Raw genomic sequence first — 17,759 nt, forward strand, 5'->3', positions numbered from 1 at the left:
GACAAAGTGCGACAGCCACGACCAGCTGCCGATTCGCTGACGATTTGACGCTGGCGGGGAACCTAGAGACCGTCAGCAAGGTTCCAAACCCGAGCGAAGCGAGCACAATCGTCTATCGTCTCTTCGAAACCATCCAAAGGAGTGCAGCATGAGCATCATTGCCGAGTTCAAGAAATTCGCCATGAGAGGCAACGTGGTCGACCTGGCGGTCGGCATCATCCTGGGCGCGGCTTTCGGCAAGATCGTGTCGTCCTTTGTAGCCGACATCATCACACCGCCGCTGGGGTTGCTGTTAGGGGGCGTGGATTTCTCCCAGCTGGCCATCACCCTGAGGGCTGCCATAGGTGACCAACCGGCCGTGGTCATGTCCTACGGCAAATTCCTGCAGACCATCTTCGACTTCGTGATCATCGCCTTTGCCATCTTCATGGCGATCAAGGTGCTCAACCGCCTGCGCCTGCACCAGGATGCCGCGCCCTCTGGCCCGACCAAGGACCAGGTGCTGCTGACGGAGATCCGCGATCTGCTGAAAGAGCAAAACAGCCAGGCGACCGCGGCCCCTGTCGTCAAACAGGAACCGCCGATCACCCCGCAGTAGAAACCTGCTGGATCCCGCCTCGCTAGGAGGCGGGTCGCTCCAGGCGGATCCAGCCGATCCGTCGATCCTTGACCGATTCCACCGTCAGCTGCCAGCCCTGGTATTCCAGGCGATCACCAGCCACCGGCAGGCGGCCCAGCAGGTCCACCACCAGGCCGCCCAGGGTCTGGTAGTCGTCGTTTTCCGTGATCTGGAAACCGGTGCGCTGGGCCAGGGGATGCAGATTCAGACCGCCGCTGGCGCGATAGCCGTTCTCCACCCTTTCCAGCTCCGGCAGGCTCTCCTCGCTGGCATCCGGCAGTTCGCCGGCAATGGCCTCGAGGATGTCGGTCAGGGTCAGCAGGCCTTCGAAGCCACCGAATTCGTTGACCACGAAGGCCACGTGGGTGGAGGCCGCGCGCAGCTGTTCCAAGGCACCTAGCACCGTGGCCTGGGCCGGCAGGTGGATGGGGGTGCGCACCCGGGCGCGCAGGTCCGGTGACTGGCCCTGGAGGATGTCGGCGAACAGCTCTTTCTTGTGGACATAGCCCAGGGGCTCGTCGATGTTGCCATTGACCACCAACGGCAACCGCGAGTGAGCCGAGGCCAGCAGTTGCTCGTGCAGTCGTTCCGGCGGAGCGTCGGCATCGAGGATGTCGACGTCGGCGCGGGCGGTCATCACCGTACGCACCGGGCGTTCGCCCAATTGCAGCACGCCACTGATCATCAGGCGCTCACGGCGATCGAAGACCGGGCCTTCGCCCTTCTCGCCTTCCATCAGTTCGGCGATGTCCTCGTCCACCTCGTCTTCGCGCAAACGACCACCCAGCAGGCGCAACACGGCCTGGGAGGTCCGCGCACGCATGCCGAGCCGCTCGTGCATCTGCCGCTTGCGCTTCCAGCGCACCACCTGGTTGGCCAGCTCGATAAGGATCGAGAAGCCGATGGCGGCGTACAGATAGCCCTTGGGAATGTGGAAGCCCAAGCCTTCGGCGGTCAGGCTCAGACCGATCATCATCAGGAAGCCCAGACACAGCATGATCACCGTGGGGTGGGCGTTGACGAAGGCGGTCAGCGGCTTGCTCGCCACCAGCATCAGACCGATGGAGATGATCACGGCGATCATCATCACGCTCAGGTGCTCGACCATGCCCACGGCGGTGATGACGGCGTCCAGCGAGAACACGGCGTCGAGCACCACGATCTGCGCCACCACCGGCCAGAAGGCGGCGTAGGTCCGGCTGCCACCGGTCTTGTGGGTATGGCCCTCGATGCGTTCGTGCAGCTCGGTGGTGGCCTTGAACAGCAGGAAGATGCCGCCGAACAGCATGATGAGGTCACGACCGGAGAAGGCCTTGCCGAAGACCTCGAACAGCGGTTCGGTGAGGGTGACCATCCAGGAGATGCTGGCCAGCAGGCCCAGACGCATGATCAACGCCAGCGACAGGCCGATGACCCGTGCCTTGTCACGCTGCGCCGGAGGCAGCTTGTCGGCGAGGATGGCGATGAAGACGAGGTTGTCGATGCCCAGGACGATTTCCAGGACGATCAGGGTCAGCAGCCCCAACCAGGCGGTGGGATCGGAGATCCATTCCATTAGCGGTATGCCTCCGCAAGAGAGGGCCGGACGGCCACGGAGGAAAGACAACGGGAGGGGGTGTTGGCCGCGCCTGGCCAGGAGGCCGGGGGCGGCTCGGATCTGTCACTGCTCATCGGAACTCGAAAGGTAGCCTTGGAAATTCCGATCCTAGAGCAAGGCGGGGCCAAAGCTAAAGGTCCAACCTTTTCCAATTGTGAAGAAAACGTAAAGACGCCCGGATAACTTCCCGGTTACCAGTAGTTTTCCACCGCCACCTGGCCGGGTCGGCGACTCAGGGCCAGCTGCAGATCGCGGGTCTTGAGCAGCTGGCGGGTGTCGTCGACCATCTCGGGATTGCCGCAGATGAGGATCCGCGAGTGCTCGGGCGACAGCGTGACGCCGGCGGCGCGTTCCAGCTTGCCGTTCTCGATCAGGGTGGTGATGCGGCCGCGCAGGGCGCCGGGGTGATCCTCGCGGGTGACCACCGGGACATAGACCAGGCGGTCGGTGAGGCCTTCGAGGTGCTCCACCTGGCCGTAGCCGTTGATGACGTCCTGGTAGGCCAGGTCGCGGGCCTCGCGCACGCTGTAGACCAGCACGATGCGTTCGAAGCGCTCCCAGGTGTCGGGTTCCTGCAGCATGGACAGGAAGGGTGCCAGGCCCGTGCCGGTGGCCAGCAGCCAGAGATCCCGACCGCCGCCGAAGCGCTCCAGGGTGAGATAGCCATAGGGCTGCTTTTCCACCAGCAGCTCGTCGCCCTCGCGCAGGCGGCTCAGCTCGCTGGTGAAGGCGCCACCAGGCACCACGATGGAAAAGAATTCGAGGAATTCATCGTGAGGTGCCGAGACCATGGAATAGGCGCGCCAGACGATGTCGCCATCGGCCTTGCGCACGCCCAGGCGGGCGAATTGGCCGGCGCGAAAGCGATAGCGCGGGTCGCGGGTGGTCCTCAGGCTGAAGAGGTTGTCGCTCCAGGGCCAGACGGCGGTGATCGTCTCGCGGGTGAACTTGTCTTCGGTGGCGGTCATACTGGCCTCTTTTTCCCGATTGCTTAGAGCCATTGTCCCGCACTGGGCCGCCGATAAACACCGACAGAAACCATGCCTTCTCTCGTCTCGCCCTTCGCCACCCTCGAACTCGACCGTCAGCCACCGCGTCGCGACGATCCCCTGCAGGCCTTCGACGCCGCCGACGAGTACCTCCTGCAGCAGGTCGCCGAGGGCGGCCTGGCTCCCGCCACCCGGGTGCTGGTGCTCAACGACGCCTTTGGCGCCCTGGCCGTGAGCCTGGCCGGCCATGCCCAGGTGACCTCCAGTGGCGATTCGCACCTGGCGGCCCTGGCCCTGGCGGCGAATCTGGCACGCAATGGCCTCGCCGCCGATGCGGTCACCTTCGTCCCGGCCAGCGAGGCGACGGATGGGCCCTTCGATCTGGTGCTGATACGGGTGCCCAAGACCCTGGCCCTGCTGGAAGAACAGCTGATCAGCCTGCACGGCCAGTTGGCGCCGGACGCTCAGGTGATCGCCGGCGGCATGCTCAAGCATCTGCCCCGCGCCGCTGGCGACCTGCTGGAGCGGCACATCGGCCCGGTACAGGCCTCGCTGGCGGTGAAGAAAGCCCGACTGCTATCTGCCACGCCCGCGTCGCGGCCGGCGGTAGCCTCGCCCTACCCAAGTCGTTATCGCCTGGATGCACCGCCGCTGACCCTGGTCAACCATGCCAATGTCTTCTGCCGCGAGGGTCTGGACATCGGTACCCGCGCCTTCCTGCCGCACCTGCCCCAGGGTCTGGGCCAGGCCCGGGTAGCCGATCTCGGTTGCGGCAACGGCGTGCTGGCCCTGGCCTGTGCCCTGGCCAATCCGGAGGCGCACTTCACCCTGGTGGACGAGTCCTACATGGCGGTGCAGTCGGCGCAAGAGAACTGGACCGCGGCCTTCGGCGATCGACCGGTGGCGATCCGCGCCGCCGACGGCCTGGCCGAGCAGCCGCCGCGGTCGCTGGAGCTGATCCTCTGCAATCCGCCGTTCCACCAGCAACAGGTGGTGGGCGATTTCCTCGCCTGGCGCATGTTCCAGCAGGCCCGTGCGGCCTTGAGCGAACAGGGCGAACTCTGGCTGGTGGGCAATCGCCACCTGGGTTACCACGTCAAGCTCAAGCGACTGTTCAAGCGCGTCGAACAGATCGCGGCCACGCCGAAATTCGTGATACTCAAGGCGGTCCAACCCCTCTGACATAAATCCGGAGAAGAGAGCCGCCCGCGTGCCATCCCTGCCCCTCGATCTCCACTACATCGCCCTGGTGCTCGAACTGATCGGCATCAGCGCAGCGATCCACGCCATCGTTACGGTGCGTACCGCCCAGGGCGCCATGGCCTGGGCCATGGCGCTGGTGTTCATGCCCTTGCTCAGCCTGATTCCCTATCTGGTATTCGGCCGGCGCCGCTTCGACAGCTATGTGAAGGCACGGCGCCAGGCCGACGAGGAGATGGCGCGCCAGGCCGCCGAGCTGGACTGGCGGCCCTGGATCGCCGAGGCCATGGCCGCCCAGCAGTGCAGCGCGGCCAACCGCAAGCTCAAGGCCATGACCGCCCTCACCGGCACCCCCTGCGTCGCCAACAACCAGGTGCGGCTGCTGATCAACGGCGAGGAAACCTTCGCCGCCATCCTCACGGCCATCCGCGGGGCGCAGAAGGTGGTGCTGGTGCAGTTCTTCATCATCCACGACGACGCCCTCGGTCTGGCCTTGCAGAACACCCTGCTCGACCGCGCCCGCGCCGGAGTCCAGGTCTTTCTGCTGTACGACGCCATCGGCAGCCATGCCCTGCCGCGCGCCTATGTGGAAAAGCTGCGCGAGGCCGGGTGCGAGGTGAAGGGCTTCAGCAACCGCCGCGGACTGATCAACCGATTCCAGGTCAACTTCCGCAACCACCGCAAGATCGTGATCGTGGATGGCGAGGTGGGCTTCACCGGCGGGCTCAACGTCGGCGACGAATACATGGGCCTCAAGCCGCCCCTGGCGCCCTGGCGCGATACCCATCTGGAACTGCGCGGCCCGGCCCTGGCCACCCTGCAGGAGACCTTCGCCCAGGACTGGTACTGGGTGACCCGGCGGCTGCCCACCCTGCTGCTGCCGGAACGCTACGAGGACGGCGGGGTGCTCTGTCAGGTGGTGCCCAGCGGCCCGGCGGACGACCAGGAGACCTGCTCGCTGTTCTTCGTCGAGGCTATCCATTCGGCGCGCCACCGGGTCTGGATCACCACGCCCTATTTCATTCCCGACGAAGCCGTCTCGGCGGCCCTGCGCCTGGCCGCCCTGCGCGGGGTCGACGTGCGCATCCTCCTGCCCTCGCGACCGGACCACAAGGTGGTCTATGCCGCCTCCTACCTCTATGCCTTCGAGGCGGTGCACGCCGGGGTGCGGGTGTTCCGCTACGGTCCGGGCTTCCTGCACCAGAAGGTGGTGCTGATCGACGAGGACGTGGCCGCGGTGGGCAGCGCCAACCTGGACAACCGCTCCTTCCGCCTCAACTTCGAGGTCATGGTGATGGTGATGGACGTCCCCTTCGCCTGGGAGGTGCGCAAGATGCTGGAGCAGGACTTCAGTCGCTCCCGCGAACTCACCCCCGAGGACAACGCCGCCCTGCGCCGCTGGCGGCGGGTGGCCATGCGCGTGGCGCGGGTGTTTTCGCCGGTGCTCTAGAACCCCGGAACCCGCTCTGCGACGGCCCGGTCCGATGCCCCATGGCGCCTCACCCGGAGCGCCCCGCGCCCCCGGAGTCGCCCACCATGCCATCCTTTTCGCCGCTGCGTTGCGTCTGCCTGCTGGCGGGCGGTCTGGCCCTGGAGGCCACCGCCGCGCCACGCAGCGTGCCGTCCATCGAGAGCGAAGACGCCGCCCTGGGTAGCGTGGAGGTCAGCGAAACGTCCGGGCGGTTCCATCCGCAACTGGGCGTGGACGTGCGCAACGGTGACTTTTCCCGTGGCAACTACGATGACGATGCGGCCAGCCTCGATCGCATCCCACTGCACGTCCAGGCGGGTTTCGCCCTGGATCTGCATCAGGGGGTCGACGGCAGCGCCGATGCCTGGCTGGTGTTCAGCAGCAGCAATGGCCTGCACAGCCCTTCCAGCGAGGAACGGGTCAGCCCGCGGCGCTGGTACGAGAGCAACAACCTGTTGGGCCTGGTGGTGTCACCAGCCGAGGGTCTGAGGGTCGGCTTCGTCTACACGGTCAAGAGCAGCCCCAACGACGTCGCCGCCACCACGCAAGAGGCCAGCCTGACCCTGGCCTATCAGGCCGATACGGGCCTGGGCGCCTGGCGCCCGGGGCTGGCGGTGACCACCCGCACCCAGGGCGACAGCGGTCTCTATACCCAGGGCAGCCTGGAGCCGGGGTTAGATCTCACCCCAGGCGGTCTGCGCCTGAGTTTCCCCAGTGCCCTAGGGGTGGGCTGGAACGGCTTCTACGGACCGGATTCCGGAGACCGCCTCTATGCCCGCACCGGCCTGGCGCTGGAGCAACCGTTCCGCTGGGGCGACACCCGCTGGAGCGCTCGGGCCGAGGCCCTGGCGCTCTACCGCGACGGTGCCCTGCGCGAGTTGGGCGGTCCGGAGGGCGAGACCGACGGCGTGGTGCCCCAGGTGACCCTCAGCCTGTCCATGGCCTACTAGCCCAACGGCGCCACCCCAAGGCCCTCGACCAGAGTTTCGAGGGCGCGCAGGCCGGCCACCGAGTTGCCATAGCTGTCCAGCCGCGGCGACCAGACACAGATGCTCATCTGCCCCGGGACGATGGCGACGATGCCGCCCCCGACCCCGCTCTTGCCCGGCAGGCCGACGCGCCAGGCGAAGTCGCCCGCGGCATCATAGAGGCCGCAGGTCAGCAGCAAGGCATTGAGCTGACGCGTCTGCTGGGGGGTTACCACCGCCTGACCATCCTGGGGATTAACCCCACCGTTGGCCAGGAAGGCAAAGGCCCTGGCCACGTCGCTGCAGCTCATGGCCAGGGCGCAGCCATGGAAATAGACGTCGAGGACGTCGTTCACCTCGCTGTGGAGATTGCCGTAGGCCTTCATCAGATAGGCCAGGGCGGCGTTGCGCGCCTTATGGTCCATCTCCGAACGGGCTACCCGGTCGTCGAAATTGATGGCTGGATTGCCGGCCAGGCGCCGCGCCTGCTCACGCATCATCCAGTGGATGGACATGATGCGTGACACCAGCAGTTCGCAGACCAGCACGGCGCCGGCATTGATGAAGGGATTGCGCGGCACGCCCTTCTCTTCTTCCAGCTGGGCCATGGAATTGAAGGCATGGCCGGACGGCTCGCGGCCGACGCGGGTCCAGATGTCCGGCTCGTCCAGGCGCTGCATGGCGATCACCAGGTTGAGCACCTTGGAAATCGACTGGATGGAAAACGCCGTATCGGCCGCACCCGCACGCCAGACCTTGCCGTTGATGTCACAGACGGCGATGCCGAACTGATCCGGCGCCACCTCGGCCAGGGCCGGGATGTAGTCGGCCACCTCGCCTTCGCCGAAATGGCGCGGCGCGGCGGTAGCGATACGGTCGAGCAACGGCTGCAGCTGATGGCGATCGAAAAGCTCTGGCATGGCGAATCCAAGGCGGGCGGGGGCGCCAAGTGTAGGGGCCCTGGCGGCCTCAGGCGAGCCCCGCGGGCGCCTGCAGCGGCAGGCGGATCTCGAACCGCGCACCGCCTCGTGTACCGGCGCTCAGGTCCAGGCGGCCAGCCTGGTTTTCCACCGCGCGACGGCTGATGGCCAGGCCCAGGCCGAAACCGCCGGTGGCACGGTCACGGCTGCGATCCAGGCGGTAGAAGGGCTCGAAGACCCGCTCGCGCTCGGCCTCGGGGATGCCTTCGCCATCGTCTTCCACCGCGATCAGCAACGCCTCGCCGTCACGGCGGACCGTTACCCAGACCTCACGCTGGCAATAGCGCAGCGCATTGCCGACGAGATTCTGCAGGGCGCGGGCCGTGAGCCGCGGGGCCAGCTCGACCCGCATGGGCGCCTGCGCCATGTCCAGGTGCACCTCGACGCCGCGACGCTCCTGCTCCTCGGCGAAGTCGGCCAGCACGCTGTCGAGAAAGGCTTGGAGATCCAGGCCCAGGCGTTCGGGCGGCTGCTGACTGCTCTGCAGCCGGGCGAAGGACAGCAGTTCGTCGACCAGGGCATCCAGTTCGCGGACGTGGCGCACCAGTTGCTCCAGCTGCCGCTGGGTCTCGGTCGGCAGCGGATCGGCCTGCAGCAGCGCCAGGCCGAATTCCAGACGCGACAAGGGCGTGCGCAATTCGTGGGAGACGGCGTTGAGCAGGTCGCGCTGCTGGACGATCAGCGCCTCCAGCTCCTGAGCCATGTCATCGAAGGCCCGCGCCAGCTCGCCGACATCCGAGCGCGGCGAGATGGCCGTACGCTCGCCCAGATGGCCCTTGCCCAGTCGTGCCGCGGTGCGCCGCAGCCGTTCCAGGTCGCGCCAGTGCGGACGTAGCCAGACATAGAGACAGATCAGCAGGGCCGCGCCGATCAGGGCGTTCATCGCCCAGTAGGTCAAGGCGATGTCGGTGGGCGCCTCGGGGATGCCGATCCACAGCACCTGATCTGCCGGCAGCGGCACCAGGGCCGCACTGGGTTCGCCATAGTCACCCAGGCGTACCCGTCGCTGGCCGGCAGCGAGGTCTGCGCGCTCCTCCAGACTGAGGGCCTGATCGTCGCGCGGGACCAGGCGCAGGCTGATGGGCGCCAGCTCCGCGGCCAGTTCGTCCTGCAGCGCCGGCCAGCGCTCCGGCGGCGTGGTGGTGAAGGCGCGCTGAACCAGGCTGAGCGGACCGTGCAACTGCTCCAGGGTATAGCGGCTGTAACGCTCGTCGAACACCTTGAGCAGCGCCTCGGGTACCAGGTAGCTGGCGGCGCCGTAGGTCACCAGCAGGATGAGGTAGAGGCGGACGAGGATCTTGAGCATCTATTCCCACTCGGCGCGAGACAGCAGATAACCCTTGCCCCAGACGGTCTTGATCCGTCGCGCTTCGCCAGGATGCTCCTCGAAACGACGGCGCAGCTTGGAGATGGCCACGTCCACCGAGCGGTCGACGCCGTTGAATTCGATGCCGCGCAGTTGCTGGATCAGCTGGTCGCGGCTGAGCACCTCGCCGGCATGGCGCATGAGGACTGCCAGCAGGTTGAATTCAGTGGACGACAGCTCCACCAGCTGGTCGCGCCACCAGACCTGGCGCTCGCCCGGCAGCAACCGCAGCTGGCCGATAACCAGGCGATCATCGGTGGCCACCTCGCCCAGCTGGCAGCGGCGCAGCAGGGTGCGGATGCGCGCCAGCAGCACCCGCGGCTCGCAAGGCTTGCTGACGTAGTCGTCAGCACCGATCTCCAGCCCCAGCACCTGGTCGTGGCTGTCGTCCAAGGCGGTGAGCATCAAGATCGGCAGGCCCGGCTGGGCGGCGCGCAGCTGGCGGCAGACCTGCAGGCCATCCAGCCCCGGCAGCATGACATCGAGCACCACCAGCTGCGGGCACAGTCGCTGCACCGCGGCCAGGGCCTCGTCGCCACGGCCGATCACGGTCACGGCATAGCCCTGACGACCCAGGTAGGTAGCGATGAGGTCAGCCAGGGCGGCGTCGTCTTCGACGATGAGCAAGGGGATCACGGCAGCTCTTCATGGCGGCAAAGCCCGAGCATAGCCGAGCGCAGCACCGGCGGGCGCAGGCCTTAACACTCTTTCACAAGAGACCTACAGACGTTTACAGGGTGGCCTGCGCGAGGCGCCTACCATGACGCTCTTCTGGAGGAAGCCCCGATGTTCCCGATCCGCCCTGCCCTCGGCAGCCTCGTGCTGCTCTGTCTGCTGCTCGCCGCCTGCGACCGTCCGGCCCCGGAAGCCGCCGCCCCGACCGCGCCCAGGGTGCAGGTGGAGACCCTGCACCCCAAGCCCCTGGCCATCGCCAGTGAATTGAGTGGCCGCCTGGTGGCGCCACGGACCGCGGAAGTACGGGCACGGGTCGCCGGCATCGTGCTGCAGCGGGTGTTTCGCGAGGGCAGCGAGGTCAAGGCCGGCGAGGTGCTGTTCCGTATCGATCCGGCGCCGCTGCAAGCCGAGGTGGACAGTGCCGCCGCGGCCCTGCGCAAGGCCGAGGCCAGCGCCTTCCAGGCGCGGCGTCTGGCCGAGCGTTATGCGGCACTGGTCGAGAGCGAGGCGATCAGTCGCCAGGAGCAGGACAACGCGCGTGGCGCCAGCCTGCAGGCGGAGGCCGAGGTGGCGGCGGCCCAGGCGGCGCTCAAGCGGGCGCGGCTGAATCTGGGCTATGCCACGGTCACCGCGCCCATCGCCGGGCGCATCGGCAAGGCGCTGGTCACCGAGGGCGCGCTGGTCGGCCAGGGCGATGCCACGCCCCTGGCGATCATCCAGCAGCTGGACCCCATCCATGCCGACGTCACCCAGTCGACCCGCCAGCTCAAGGCGCTGCGCGATGCCCTGCGGGACGGCCGGCTACAGCAGGTGGCGCCGGATCAGGCACGGGTGACGCTGCTGCAGGAGGATGGCAGCCCCTACCCCGAGAGCGGCCGCCTGCTGTTCGCCGATCTCACGGTGGACGCCAACACCGGGCAGATCACCTTGCGCAGCCAGTTTCCCAATCCACGGCGCGACCTCTTGCCGGGCAGCTTCGTGCGGGTACGCCTGGAGCAGGCGCGCCTCGATCAGGGTTTGAGCGTCGCCCAGCAGGCGGTGCAGCGCAGCGTCGATGGTGGGGCTCAGGTCTGGGTGGTGGATGCCGAAAACCAGGTCGCCCTGCGCGAGGTGCGCCTGGGCCCGGTGGTCGAAGGTCGCTGGGTGGTGGAGTCCGGCCTCGCCGCTGGTGAGCGCGTACTGCTCTCCGGTCTGCAACAGGCGCAGCCGGGCCTGGTGGTGGAACCCCAGGAAGCCCAGGCCGCCACGGCGGAGGTGCGCTGATGGCCAACTTCTTCATCGACCGCCCGGTGTTCGCCTGGGTGGTAGCGCTGTTCATCCTGCTCGCCGGGCTGCTGGCCATCCCGCAGTTGCCGGTGGCCCAGTACCCCAATGTGGCGCCGCCACAGATCGAGCTGTACCTGACCTATCCGGGCGCCTCGCCGCAGACCCTGGACGAGAGCGTGGTCAGCCTCGTCGAACAGGAACTCAATGGCGTCAATCACCTGCTCTATTTCTCCTCCAGCAGCAGCCAGGGCAGCGCCACCCTGACCGTGACCTTCCAACCCGGTACCGATCCGGAACTGGCCAAGGTGGACATCCAGAATCGCCTCAAGGTGGTGGAGCCGCGCCTGCCGCGGGCGGTCACCCAGCAGGGCATCCAGATCGAGGAGACCTCGGCCGGCTACCTCATGTTCGTCACCCTCTCCGCCACCGACGAGCGCCTCGACACCACCGCCCTGAGCGACTACCTGGCGCGCAACGTGGTCAACGAACTGCGCCGCCTGGACGGCGTGGGCAAGGCCCAGCTGTTCGGTGCCGAGCACGCCCTGCGCGTCTGGCTCGATCCCAGTCGCCTGGTGGCGGTCGGCCTGACCCCGGCGGACGTGACCCGGGCCATCGCCGAGCAGAACGTCCAGGTGGCGGCCGGCAGTATTGGCGAGCTACCGGCCCCCGCTGGCCAGGAACTGACCGCGCCGGTGCTGATCAAGGGCCAGCTCAGCGACCCCGCGGAGTTCGCCGGCATCCTGCTGCGCGCCGGAGCCGACGGTTCCAGCGTGACCCTGGGCGACGTGGCCCGGATCGAAGTGGGCAGCCAAAGCTACAACTTCGGCACGCGGCTGGACGGCAAGCCTTCGGTGGCGGTGGGGGTGCAGCTGGCACCCACCGCCAACGCCCTGGCCACCGCCCAGGCCGTGCGCGCCAAGCTGGCCGAGCTGTCCCAGTATTTTCCACCCGGGATGAAATACGACATTCCCTACGACACGGCGCCCTTCGTCGAGATCTCCATCACCCAGGTCATCCATACCCTGCTGGAGGCCATGGCGCTGGTGTTCGCGGTGATGTACCTGTTCCTGCAGAACCTGCGCTACACCCTGATCCCGACCCTGGTGGTGCCGGTGGCGTTGCTGGGCACCTGCGCCGTGCTCCTGGCGCTGGGCTATTCGATCAATGTGCTGACCCTGTTCGGCATGGTGCTGGCCATCGGCATCCTGGTGGACGACGCCATCGTGGTGGTGGAGAACGTCGAGCGACTCATGGCCACGGAGGGCCTCGATCCCCGCGCGGCCACCCGCAAGGCCATGGGCGAGATCTCCGGCGCCATCGTCGGCATCACCCTGGTGCTGACCGCGGTCTTCGTGCCCATGGCCTTCATGAGCGGCTCGGTCGGCGTCATCTATCGCCAATTCTCGGCGTCCATGGCGGTGGCCATCCTTTTCTCCGCCTTTCTCGCCCTGAGCCTGACCCCGGCGCTGTGCGCCACCCTGCTCAAGCCGATTGCCCAGGGTGCCCATGCCCGCAGCGGCTTCTTCGGCGCCTTCAATCGGGGCTTCGAGCGGCTGACCGGCAGCTTCGAAAGCTGGGTGGCCCGTGCCATCCGCCGACTGCTGCCGAACCTCGTGCTGTTCGCCGCCCTGCTGGTGGGGCTGGTGGTGCTCTATGGCCGTCTGCCCGGCGCCTTCCTGCCCACCGAGGATCAGGGCTATCTGATCACCGACATCCAGCTGCCGCCCGGGGCCACCCAGGAGCGCACCCTCAAGGTGATCGAGCGCCTGGAGCGCCATTACGCCGAGGAGCTGGGCGTGGCCAACGACCTCGTCCTGCTCGGCTTCAGCTTTTCCGGCAGCGGCCAGAACGCTGCCCTGGCCTTTACCACCCTCAAGGACTGGTCCGCCCGCGGCCCGGCCGATTCCGCCGCGGCCATCGCCGAGCGCGCCAATGCCGCCCTGGCCGGCGAGAGCGAGGCCCAGGGCTTTGCCGTGCTGCCACCGCCGGTGGAAGGCCTGGGCACCTCCAGCGGTTTCGAGGTGCGCCTGCAGGACCGGTCCAATCGCGGCCAGGCCGCGCTCAAGGCTGCGCGGGATCAACTGCAGGAGAAGCTCGCCGGCAATCCGATCATCGCCTACGTGCGGGAAACGGCCCTGGCCGACAGCGCCCAGGTGCAACTGGTGGTGGATCGCCGCCAGGCCGCCGCCCTGGGAGTGGGTTTCGCCGCCCTCGGCGAGACCCTGGGCACCGCCCTGGGCTCCAGCTACGTCAATGACTTTCCCAATCGCGGACGGATGCAGCAGGTGATCGTGCAGGCCGAGCTGGGCAGCCGCAGCCAGGTGGACGACCTGCTGCGCCTGGAGGTGCGCAATGAGCGCGGGCGCATGGTGCCGCTGTCCGCCTTTGTCAGCGCCGACTGGACCCAGGGCCCGGCGCAACTGTCGCGCTACAACGGCTATCCGGCCATCAGCCTGTCCGGCGAGCCGCTGCCCGGTCACACCACCGGCGAGGCCATGGCCGAACTGGAACGCCTGGCCGCGGAGCTGCCGCGGGGCTTCGCCCTGGAGTGGACGGCGCTGTCGTTGCAGGAACGCCTCTCCGCCGGCCAGGCGCCGGTGCTACTGGGGCTGTCGCTGCTGGTGGTGTTCCTTTGCCTGGCAGCGCTCTACGAGAGCTGGTCGATTCCCACCGCGGTGCTGCTGGTGGTGCCCCTGGGGGTGCTCGGCGCGGTGCTGGCGGTGACTTTGAGGGGCATGCCCAATGATGTCTTCTTCAAGGTCGGCCTGATCACGGTGATCGGGCTGACGGCGAAAAACGCCATCCTGCTCATCGAATTCGCCAAGAGCCTGCACGACGGCGGCATGGACCTGTACCAGGCCACCTGCCGTGCCGCCCGGCTACGCCTGCGGCCCATCGTCATGACCTCGCTGGCCTTCATTCTCGGCGTGGTACCGCTGGCCCTGGCCACCGGCGCCAGCTCGGCCAGCCAGCAGGCGGTGGGCACCGGGGTGATCGGCGGCATGCTCAGCGCCACCCTGGCGCTGGTCTTCGTGCCGGTGTTCTTCGTGCTGGTGCTGCGGGTGGTGGCACGCCTGGGGCGGGGCCGGCGTGCACCGGACCGCTAGCCTCGGCTGACGTAGCGTCGGGCGGCTGGACCCAGGCCAGTTTGCCGCCCGAAGGTCGTTCTGGAAATCGACGAGGCATCGCAGGAACGTCCCCTAGCCGAATATCAGCCTGAGCAAGACCAGAACGACCAGACCAGCGAATACCGCCAGCGCAAGCTTCAACCGGCGCCGATGCTGCAGCAGACGATAAAGACCATGCTCGACCCAGCTGGCCGGGGAATCGCCCCGAGTGACGACGTCGGCGAAATGCACCGCTCCCAGCACGGTTATGAGCGCAAGGGTAATTCCCAGCGGAGGTAACGCCCGAGCCCAGAGATACACCAACCCAGCAGGAACCAGGCTTGGGACGACGTGGCGCAGTAACAGCACGCCGCTACCGTTGCGCGACAAGGACCTGGGCAGCAGCCAGGCGCTCACCGCAACGTCAGCGGCTGTCAGGACCCGCGCCAGGTCGCTCCACAAATACAGCAGCCAGCGGGCGGGAATCAGCAGCAGAGGCACGAGGAGCAAGGGGCCGAGCAACACAATACCCAGGCTTTCTTCCAGAATATCGCGCGGATCGGCAGCCAGCCTGATACAAAGCGCCAGAGACAGTATCGCCCATACATGGAAGTAACCCCATTTCCAGTAGCCGCGCGGTTGCCAGGCGCGCCAGTTCGCCAGGTAGGGGCGCTCCAGCGCCACTGAAAGCTGCGGATGATCGGCCACGTGGTAGGCCAGGTCCGCGCAGGCCTGCCAGTCCTCGGTGGTGAACTCATCCGCCCAGCGGCGCCGCTTACCGTCGCTGAGATCAGCGAAGAGGAACCAGGTCGCGCGCTGGACGGGTGTCTTCGCCGGGGCCGCGAGCTGGTCGCGCAGCGAAGCCTCCAGCGCGAACGCGTGGCAGCGGTGCACGATCGCCGCCCACCGCTCGGGGCTGCAGGGCAGATGGCCACGCTCCTCGCTCCAGCCATTCAGTTCACACAGCCGCTCGAACAAGGCCGGCGTCCAGTGGCCGTTGCGCTCGAGCAATTCGAACACCCACGTCTGGAACTGGCTGCGTCGATCCAGCGGCTGCAACCAGGCGTCGGCCAGGGCAGCGCGCAGCAGGCGATAGGCCTCTATCTCCCGGCCCTGCCCCAGCGCCTGCCGTACCTGCTCCAGCACCCGGGTGGCGAGCTTGCTGGCCAGACAGGCCGCTTCGGCCGGGCCCAGGTAATCCGATTGTCCGGGCGTCAACCAGCCGAGATGGGCCTGGGCCCAGTCGAGTCTATCGAGGCTGGTGTCCGCCAGGCAGAGTCGCAGAAGACCGCGCTGAAAGGCGTGCTCCAGTCCACTCCGGCGAGCCTCCTCCCAGCCCTGGTCGAGATCCCCCTCGAGCAAATCCTCGACACGGTGGGGCTCTTCGACCGTCCCACCGTCCGCCAGGCGCAGAATGGGGGCGATGGGCGTAGCCGGCGCCGCGGGGTCGACGGGTACGACAGGCACCGGGAGGTCGGACGGCGCTGTGGCCACAGCCGGCGCAGCGGGAGCGACCAGCATGCCTTGCGAAGTCGCCGGCGCTGAACGCGCGGTGGGTGGCAGCTCGGTCAGGGCCGAAGCGGGCGCGCGCGTGCTCTCCTCCTCGTCAAGGTCGACCACTTGTTGGAGCTCCATTAAGGTGCGCTCATAGGCCTGGCGCAGCCGCTGGAAGGCCGCGGGATCTTCGTCCGGGCGATGGACCTTCAGGAGGCGGGCGTAGGCCCGCTTGAGTTCTCGCTCCGAGGTAGACTGGGTCAGTTCCAATAGGTCAAGGGACATGGCCAGACCTCAAAGCCGCCGCTCGAGTTGGTCCAGGCGCTCGACCAACCGAGTACGGGCTTCGCGGATGGCACGCTCGTCCTGACGCTCCAGCACCCGCTGAAAGTCCTGGGCCAGGTCGCCGACGTAGGCACGCAGGTCGCCGAGGCATTCCTGGTACAGCCGCTCCAGTCTGGCCACGAGCAGGCTGTTCACCTGCTGATCACGGGGATGCACCTTGAGCGTGCCGAGGGCTTCCAGGCGTTGCGCGATCTCCGCCTGGCTCAACACCCCGGGATTGTTTTCGATCACCAGGGTGTACCTCTGCTGCGCGAGGGGTACGTATGCCTCCGCCTCGAGCAGGCCATTGATGTCATAGGTGAAGCGCACCTCGACGGCGACCCCGCCACCGGGGCGTGGCGGCACAGGCACATCGAGCTCCCCCAGGAAGATGTTGTGCTTCACGAGGCGGCTCTCGCCCTGGAAGATGCGCACCTTCACCACCGTCTGGTCATCTTCGACGGGATAGACCGTCTCGACCCGGCTGACGGGAACCACGCAGTTGCGTTCGATGATGGGTAGGTAGATACCATACTCGCGCCGCAAGGCGTCACCCCTGGTCGTTTCGATACCCAGGGTGTAGGGGCAGACATCGGTCAGCACCACCTCCTCCAGGGAGGCGTGTCGGGCCTTGAGCGCCGCCTGGATGGCCGCGCCCTGGGCCACGACCTCATCCGGATTGAGCTGCATCGCCGGTATCCGTCCGAACAGCCCCGCCACCAGGCGCCGTACCAGAGGCATACGCGTGGTGCCTCCGACCAGCAGGACCTCATCCAGGTCGGCCGCCCTGATCCGGGCATCGCGCAGGGCGCGCTCGATCGGCGCGCGCATCCGCTCCAGGAGTGGCTGATAAAGGTTGGCAACCTCTTCCTGGGTGATCTCCAGCAGCCATTCACGCTCTTGGTCGCGCACGGTGAAGAGGGCTTTCGGCTGCTGGCCGAGTTGATGCCGTACCTGCTGGGCCTCACGCCGCAGGCGCTGCGCTAGGGCACCGCCACTGGCATCCGGCAGGCCCTGGGCGGCAGAGGAGGCGAGGAAATGCGAGACCAGCGCGTCATCGAAGTCCTCGCCACCAAGGAAGTTGTCGCCGGCGCTGGAGCGAACCTCCATCACCCCTTCGAACAACTCAAGCACGGACACGTCGAAGGTACCGCCGCCCAGGTCGAAGACCAGGAAGGTAGCCTCCTGCTTGTGATGCAAGCCGTATGCGAGCGCGGCGGCGGTGGGCTCGTTGATGAGTTTCTCGACCTTGAGTCCAGCCAGTTCGCCAGCGATGCGGGTGGCCTTGCGCTGGGCATCGCTGAAGTAGGCCGGCACGCTGATCACCGCCTCGGTCACCGGCTCGCCCAGGTAGCGTTCGGCGTCCTCCTTGAGGCTGCGCAAGACGAAAGACGACAACTCTTCGGCTCGGTAACGCCGGTGGCCCAGCAGGGTCTCCTGGGCGCTCCCCATGTAGCGCTTGAACAGGGCGGTGGTCAGCTGTGGATGCGTTTGCAACCGCTCCCGGGCAATGTCGCCGACGACCAGCTGACCGCTGTCGTCCAGGCCTACGACACTGGGCGTCAACACCTTGCCGAGGGCGTTCGGAATCAACTGAGAGTTCTCGCCGCTCCAGACGGAGACCAGGCTGTTGGTCGTCCCCAGGTCTATGCCGATGATCATGTTCGCTCCTTGCGCTACGCGGCCCCACACCGGCGCCTGCA

13 protein-coding genes are annotated in these 17,759 nt (G+C 67.3%); 6 read left to right on the forward strand and 7 right to left on the reverse strand.

Features of this window, described 5'->3' with window-relative positions; all coding sequences use genetic code 11:
- Positions 1-148 precede the first annotated feature (148 nt).
- Entirely contained in the window at positions 149-598 is a 450-nt protein-coding gene (mscL, locus tag NRG74_RS13525) for a large-conductance mechanosensitive channel protein MscL (RefSeq protein ID WP_017639092.1), read from the forward strand.
- Between the two features lie 22 nt (positions 599-620).
- Here mscL and NRG74_RS13530 read toward each other — a convergent pair whose 3' ends face one another.
- A complete protein-coding gene (locus NRG74_RS13530) occupies positions 621-2,174 on the reverse strand; it encodes a TerC family protein (protein WP_017639091.1) in 1,554 nt (517 codons plus the stop codon).
- A 233-nt stretch (positions 2,175-2,407) separates the two neighbouring features.
- Entirely contained in the window at positions 2,408-3,184 is a 777-nt protein-coding gene (locus tag NRG74_RS13535) for a ferredoxin--NADP reductase (protein WP_257704451.1), read from the reverse strand.
- Between the two features lie 72 nt (positions 3,185-3,256).
- On the opposite strand from NRG74_RS13535, the gene NRG74_RS13540 reads away from it, so the two are divergent.
- The 3 genes from NRG74_RS13540 to NRG74_RS13550 all read left to right on the forward strand — a co-directional run bounded on the left by NRG74_RS13540 (position 3,257) and on the right by NRG74_RS13550 (position 6,826).
- A complete protein-coding gene (locus NRG74_RS13540; protein WP_257704453.1) occupies positions 3,257-4,387 on the forward strand; it encodes a methyltransferase in 1,131 nt (376 codons plus the stop codon).
- Between the two features lie 28 nt (positions 4,388-4,415).
- Complete coding sequence (gene cls, locus NRG74_RS13545; protein ID WP_017639088.1) at positions 4,416-5,855, forward strand: cardiolipin synthase; 1,440 nt, start codon at positions 4,416-4,418, stop codon at positions 5,853-5,855.
- An 86-nt stretch (positions 5,856-5,941) separates the two neighbouring features.
- Complete coding sequence (locus tag NRG74_RS13550; protein ID WP_257704455.1) at positions 5,942-6,826, forward strand: hypothetical protein; 885 nt, start codon at positions 5,942-5,944, stop codon at positions 6,824-6,826.
- On the opposite strand, the gene glsB is transcribed toward NRG74_RS13550, so the two are convergent.
- From glsB to NRG74_RS13565, 3 genes are all read right to left on the reverse strand, one after another.
- On the reverse strand, positions 6,823-7,737 hold the full coding sequence (gene glsB, locus NRG74_RS13555) for a glutaminase B (protein ID WP_437181191.1): 915 nt from the start codon (positions 7,735-7,737) through the stop codon (positions 6,823-6,825). The two genes, NRG74_RS13550 and glsB, sit on opposite strands and share 4 nt — an antisense overlap.
- 76 nt (positions 7,738-7,813) lie before the next feature.
- Positions 7,814-9,130 (reverse strand): ATP-binding protein, encoded by a 1,317-nt coding sequence (locus NRG74_RS13560; RefSeq protein ID WP_257704459.1) that lies wholly within the window; start codon positions 9,128-9,130, stop codon positions 7,814-7,816.
- Positions 9,131-9,826 (reverse strand): response regulator, encoded by a 696-nt coding sequence (locus NRG74_RS13565; RefSeq protein ID WP_437181151.1) that lies wholly within the window; start codon positions 9,824-9,826, stop codon positions 9,131-9,133. It abuts the gene before it with no gap.
- Between the two features lie 150 nt (positions 9,827-9,976).
- Here NRG74_RS13565 and NRG74_RS13570 point away from each other — a divergent pair, with 150 nt between their 5' ends.
- Complete coding sequence (locus NRG74_RS13570) at positions 9,977-11,128, forward strand: efflux RND transporter periplasmic adaptor subunit (RefSeq protein ID WP_257704461.1); 1,152 nt, start codon at positions 9,977-9,979, stop codon at positions 11,126-11,128.
- Entirely contained in the window at positions 11,128-14,238 is a 3,111-nt protein-coding gene (locus tag NRG74_RS13575; protein WP_257704463.1) for a multidrug efflux RND transporter permease subunit, read from the forward strand. Before NRG74_RS13570 ends, NRG74_RS13575 begins: the two co-directional genes overlap by 1 nt.
- Before the next feature lie 93 nt (positions 14,239-14,331).
- Here NRG74_RS13575 and NRG74_RS13580 read toward each other — a convergent pair whose 3' ends face one another.
- Entirely contained in the window at positions 14,332-16,017 is a 1,686-nt protein-coding gene (locus NRG74_RS13580; RefSeq protein WP_257706633.1) for a J domain-containing protein, read from the reverse strand.
- Positions 16,018-16,026: 9 nt separating this feature from the next.
- Positions 16,027-17,718 carry a molecular chaperone HscC gene (locus NRG74_RS13585; RefSeq protein WP_257704465.1) on the reverse strand — a complete coding sequence of 564 codons (1,692 nt, stop codon included), beginning with the start codon at positions 17,716-17,718 and terminating at the stop codon, positions 16,027-16,029.
- Positions 17,719-17,759: the final 41 nt, after the last annotated feature.

This window comes from Pseudomonas oryzihabitans (genome assembly GCF_024652905.1).
Lineage (GTDB): Bacteria > Pseudomonadota > Gammaproteobacteria > Pseudomonadales > Pseudomonadaceae > Chryseomonas > Chryseomonas benzopyrenica.

What these genes read in the sequence shown, in the direction of transcription:
- mscL (WP_017639092.1), top strand. Translation starts at nt 149, where the DNA reads ATGAGCATCATTGCCGAGTTCAAGAAATTCGCCATGAGAGGCAACGTG.
- NRG74_RS13530 (WP_017639091.1), bottom strand. Translation starts at nt 2,174, where the DNA reads ATGGAATGGATCTCCGATCCCACCGCCTGGTTGGGGCTGCTGACCCTG.
- NRG74_RS13535 (WP_257704451.1), bottom strand. Translation starts at nt 3,184, where the DNA reads ATGACCGCCACCGAAGACAAGTTCACCCGCGAGACGATCACCGCCGTC.
- NRG74_RS13540 (WP_257704453.1), top strand. Translation starts at nt 3,257, where the DNA reads ATGCCTTCTCTCGTCTCGCCCTTCGCCACCCTCGAACTCGACCGTCAG.
- NRG74_RS13550 (WP_257704455.1), top strand. Translation starts at nt 5,942, where the DNA reads ATGCCATCCTTTTCGCCGCTGCGTTGCGTCTGCCTGCTGGCGGGCGGT.
- NRG74_RS13560 (WP_257704459.1), bottom strand. Translation starts at nt 9,130, where the DNA reads ATGCTCAAGATCCTCGTCCGCCTCTACCTCATCCTGCTGGTGACCTAC.
- NRG74_RS13570 (WP_257704461.1), top strand. Translation starts at nt 9,977, where the DNA reads ATGTTCCCGATCCGCCCTGCCCTCGGCAGCCTCGTGCTGCTCTGTCTG.
- NRG74_RS13575 (WP_257704463.1), top strand. Translation starts at nt 11,128, where the DNA reads ATGGCCAACTTCTTCATCGACCGCCCGGTGTTCGCCTGGGTGGTAGCG.
- NRG74_RS13580 (WP_257706633.1), bottom strand. Translation starts at nt 16,017, where the DNA reads ATGTCCCTTGACCTATTGGAACTGACCCAGTCTACCTCGGAGCGAGAA.
- NRG74_RS13585 (WP_257704465.1), bottom strand. Translation starts at nt 17,718, where the DNA reads ATGATCATCGGCATAGACCTGGGGACGACCAACAGCCTGGTCTCCGTC.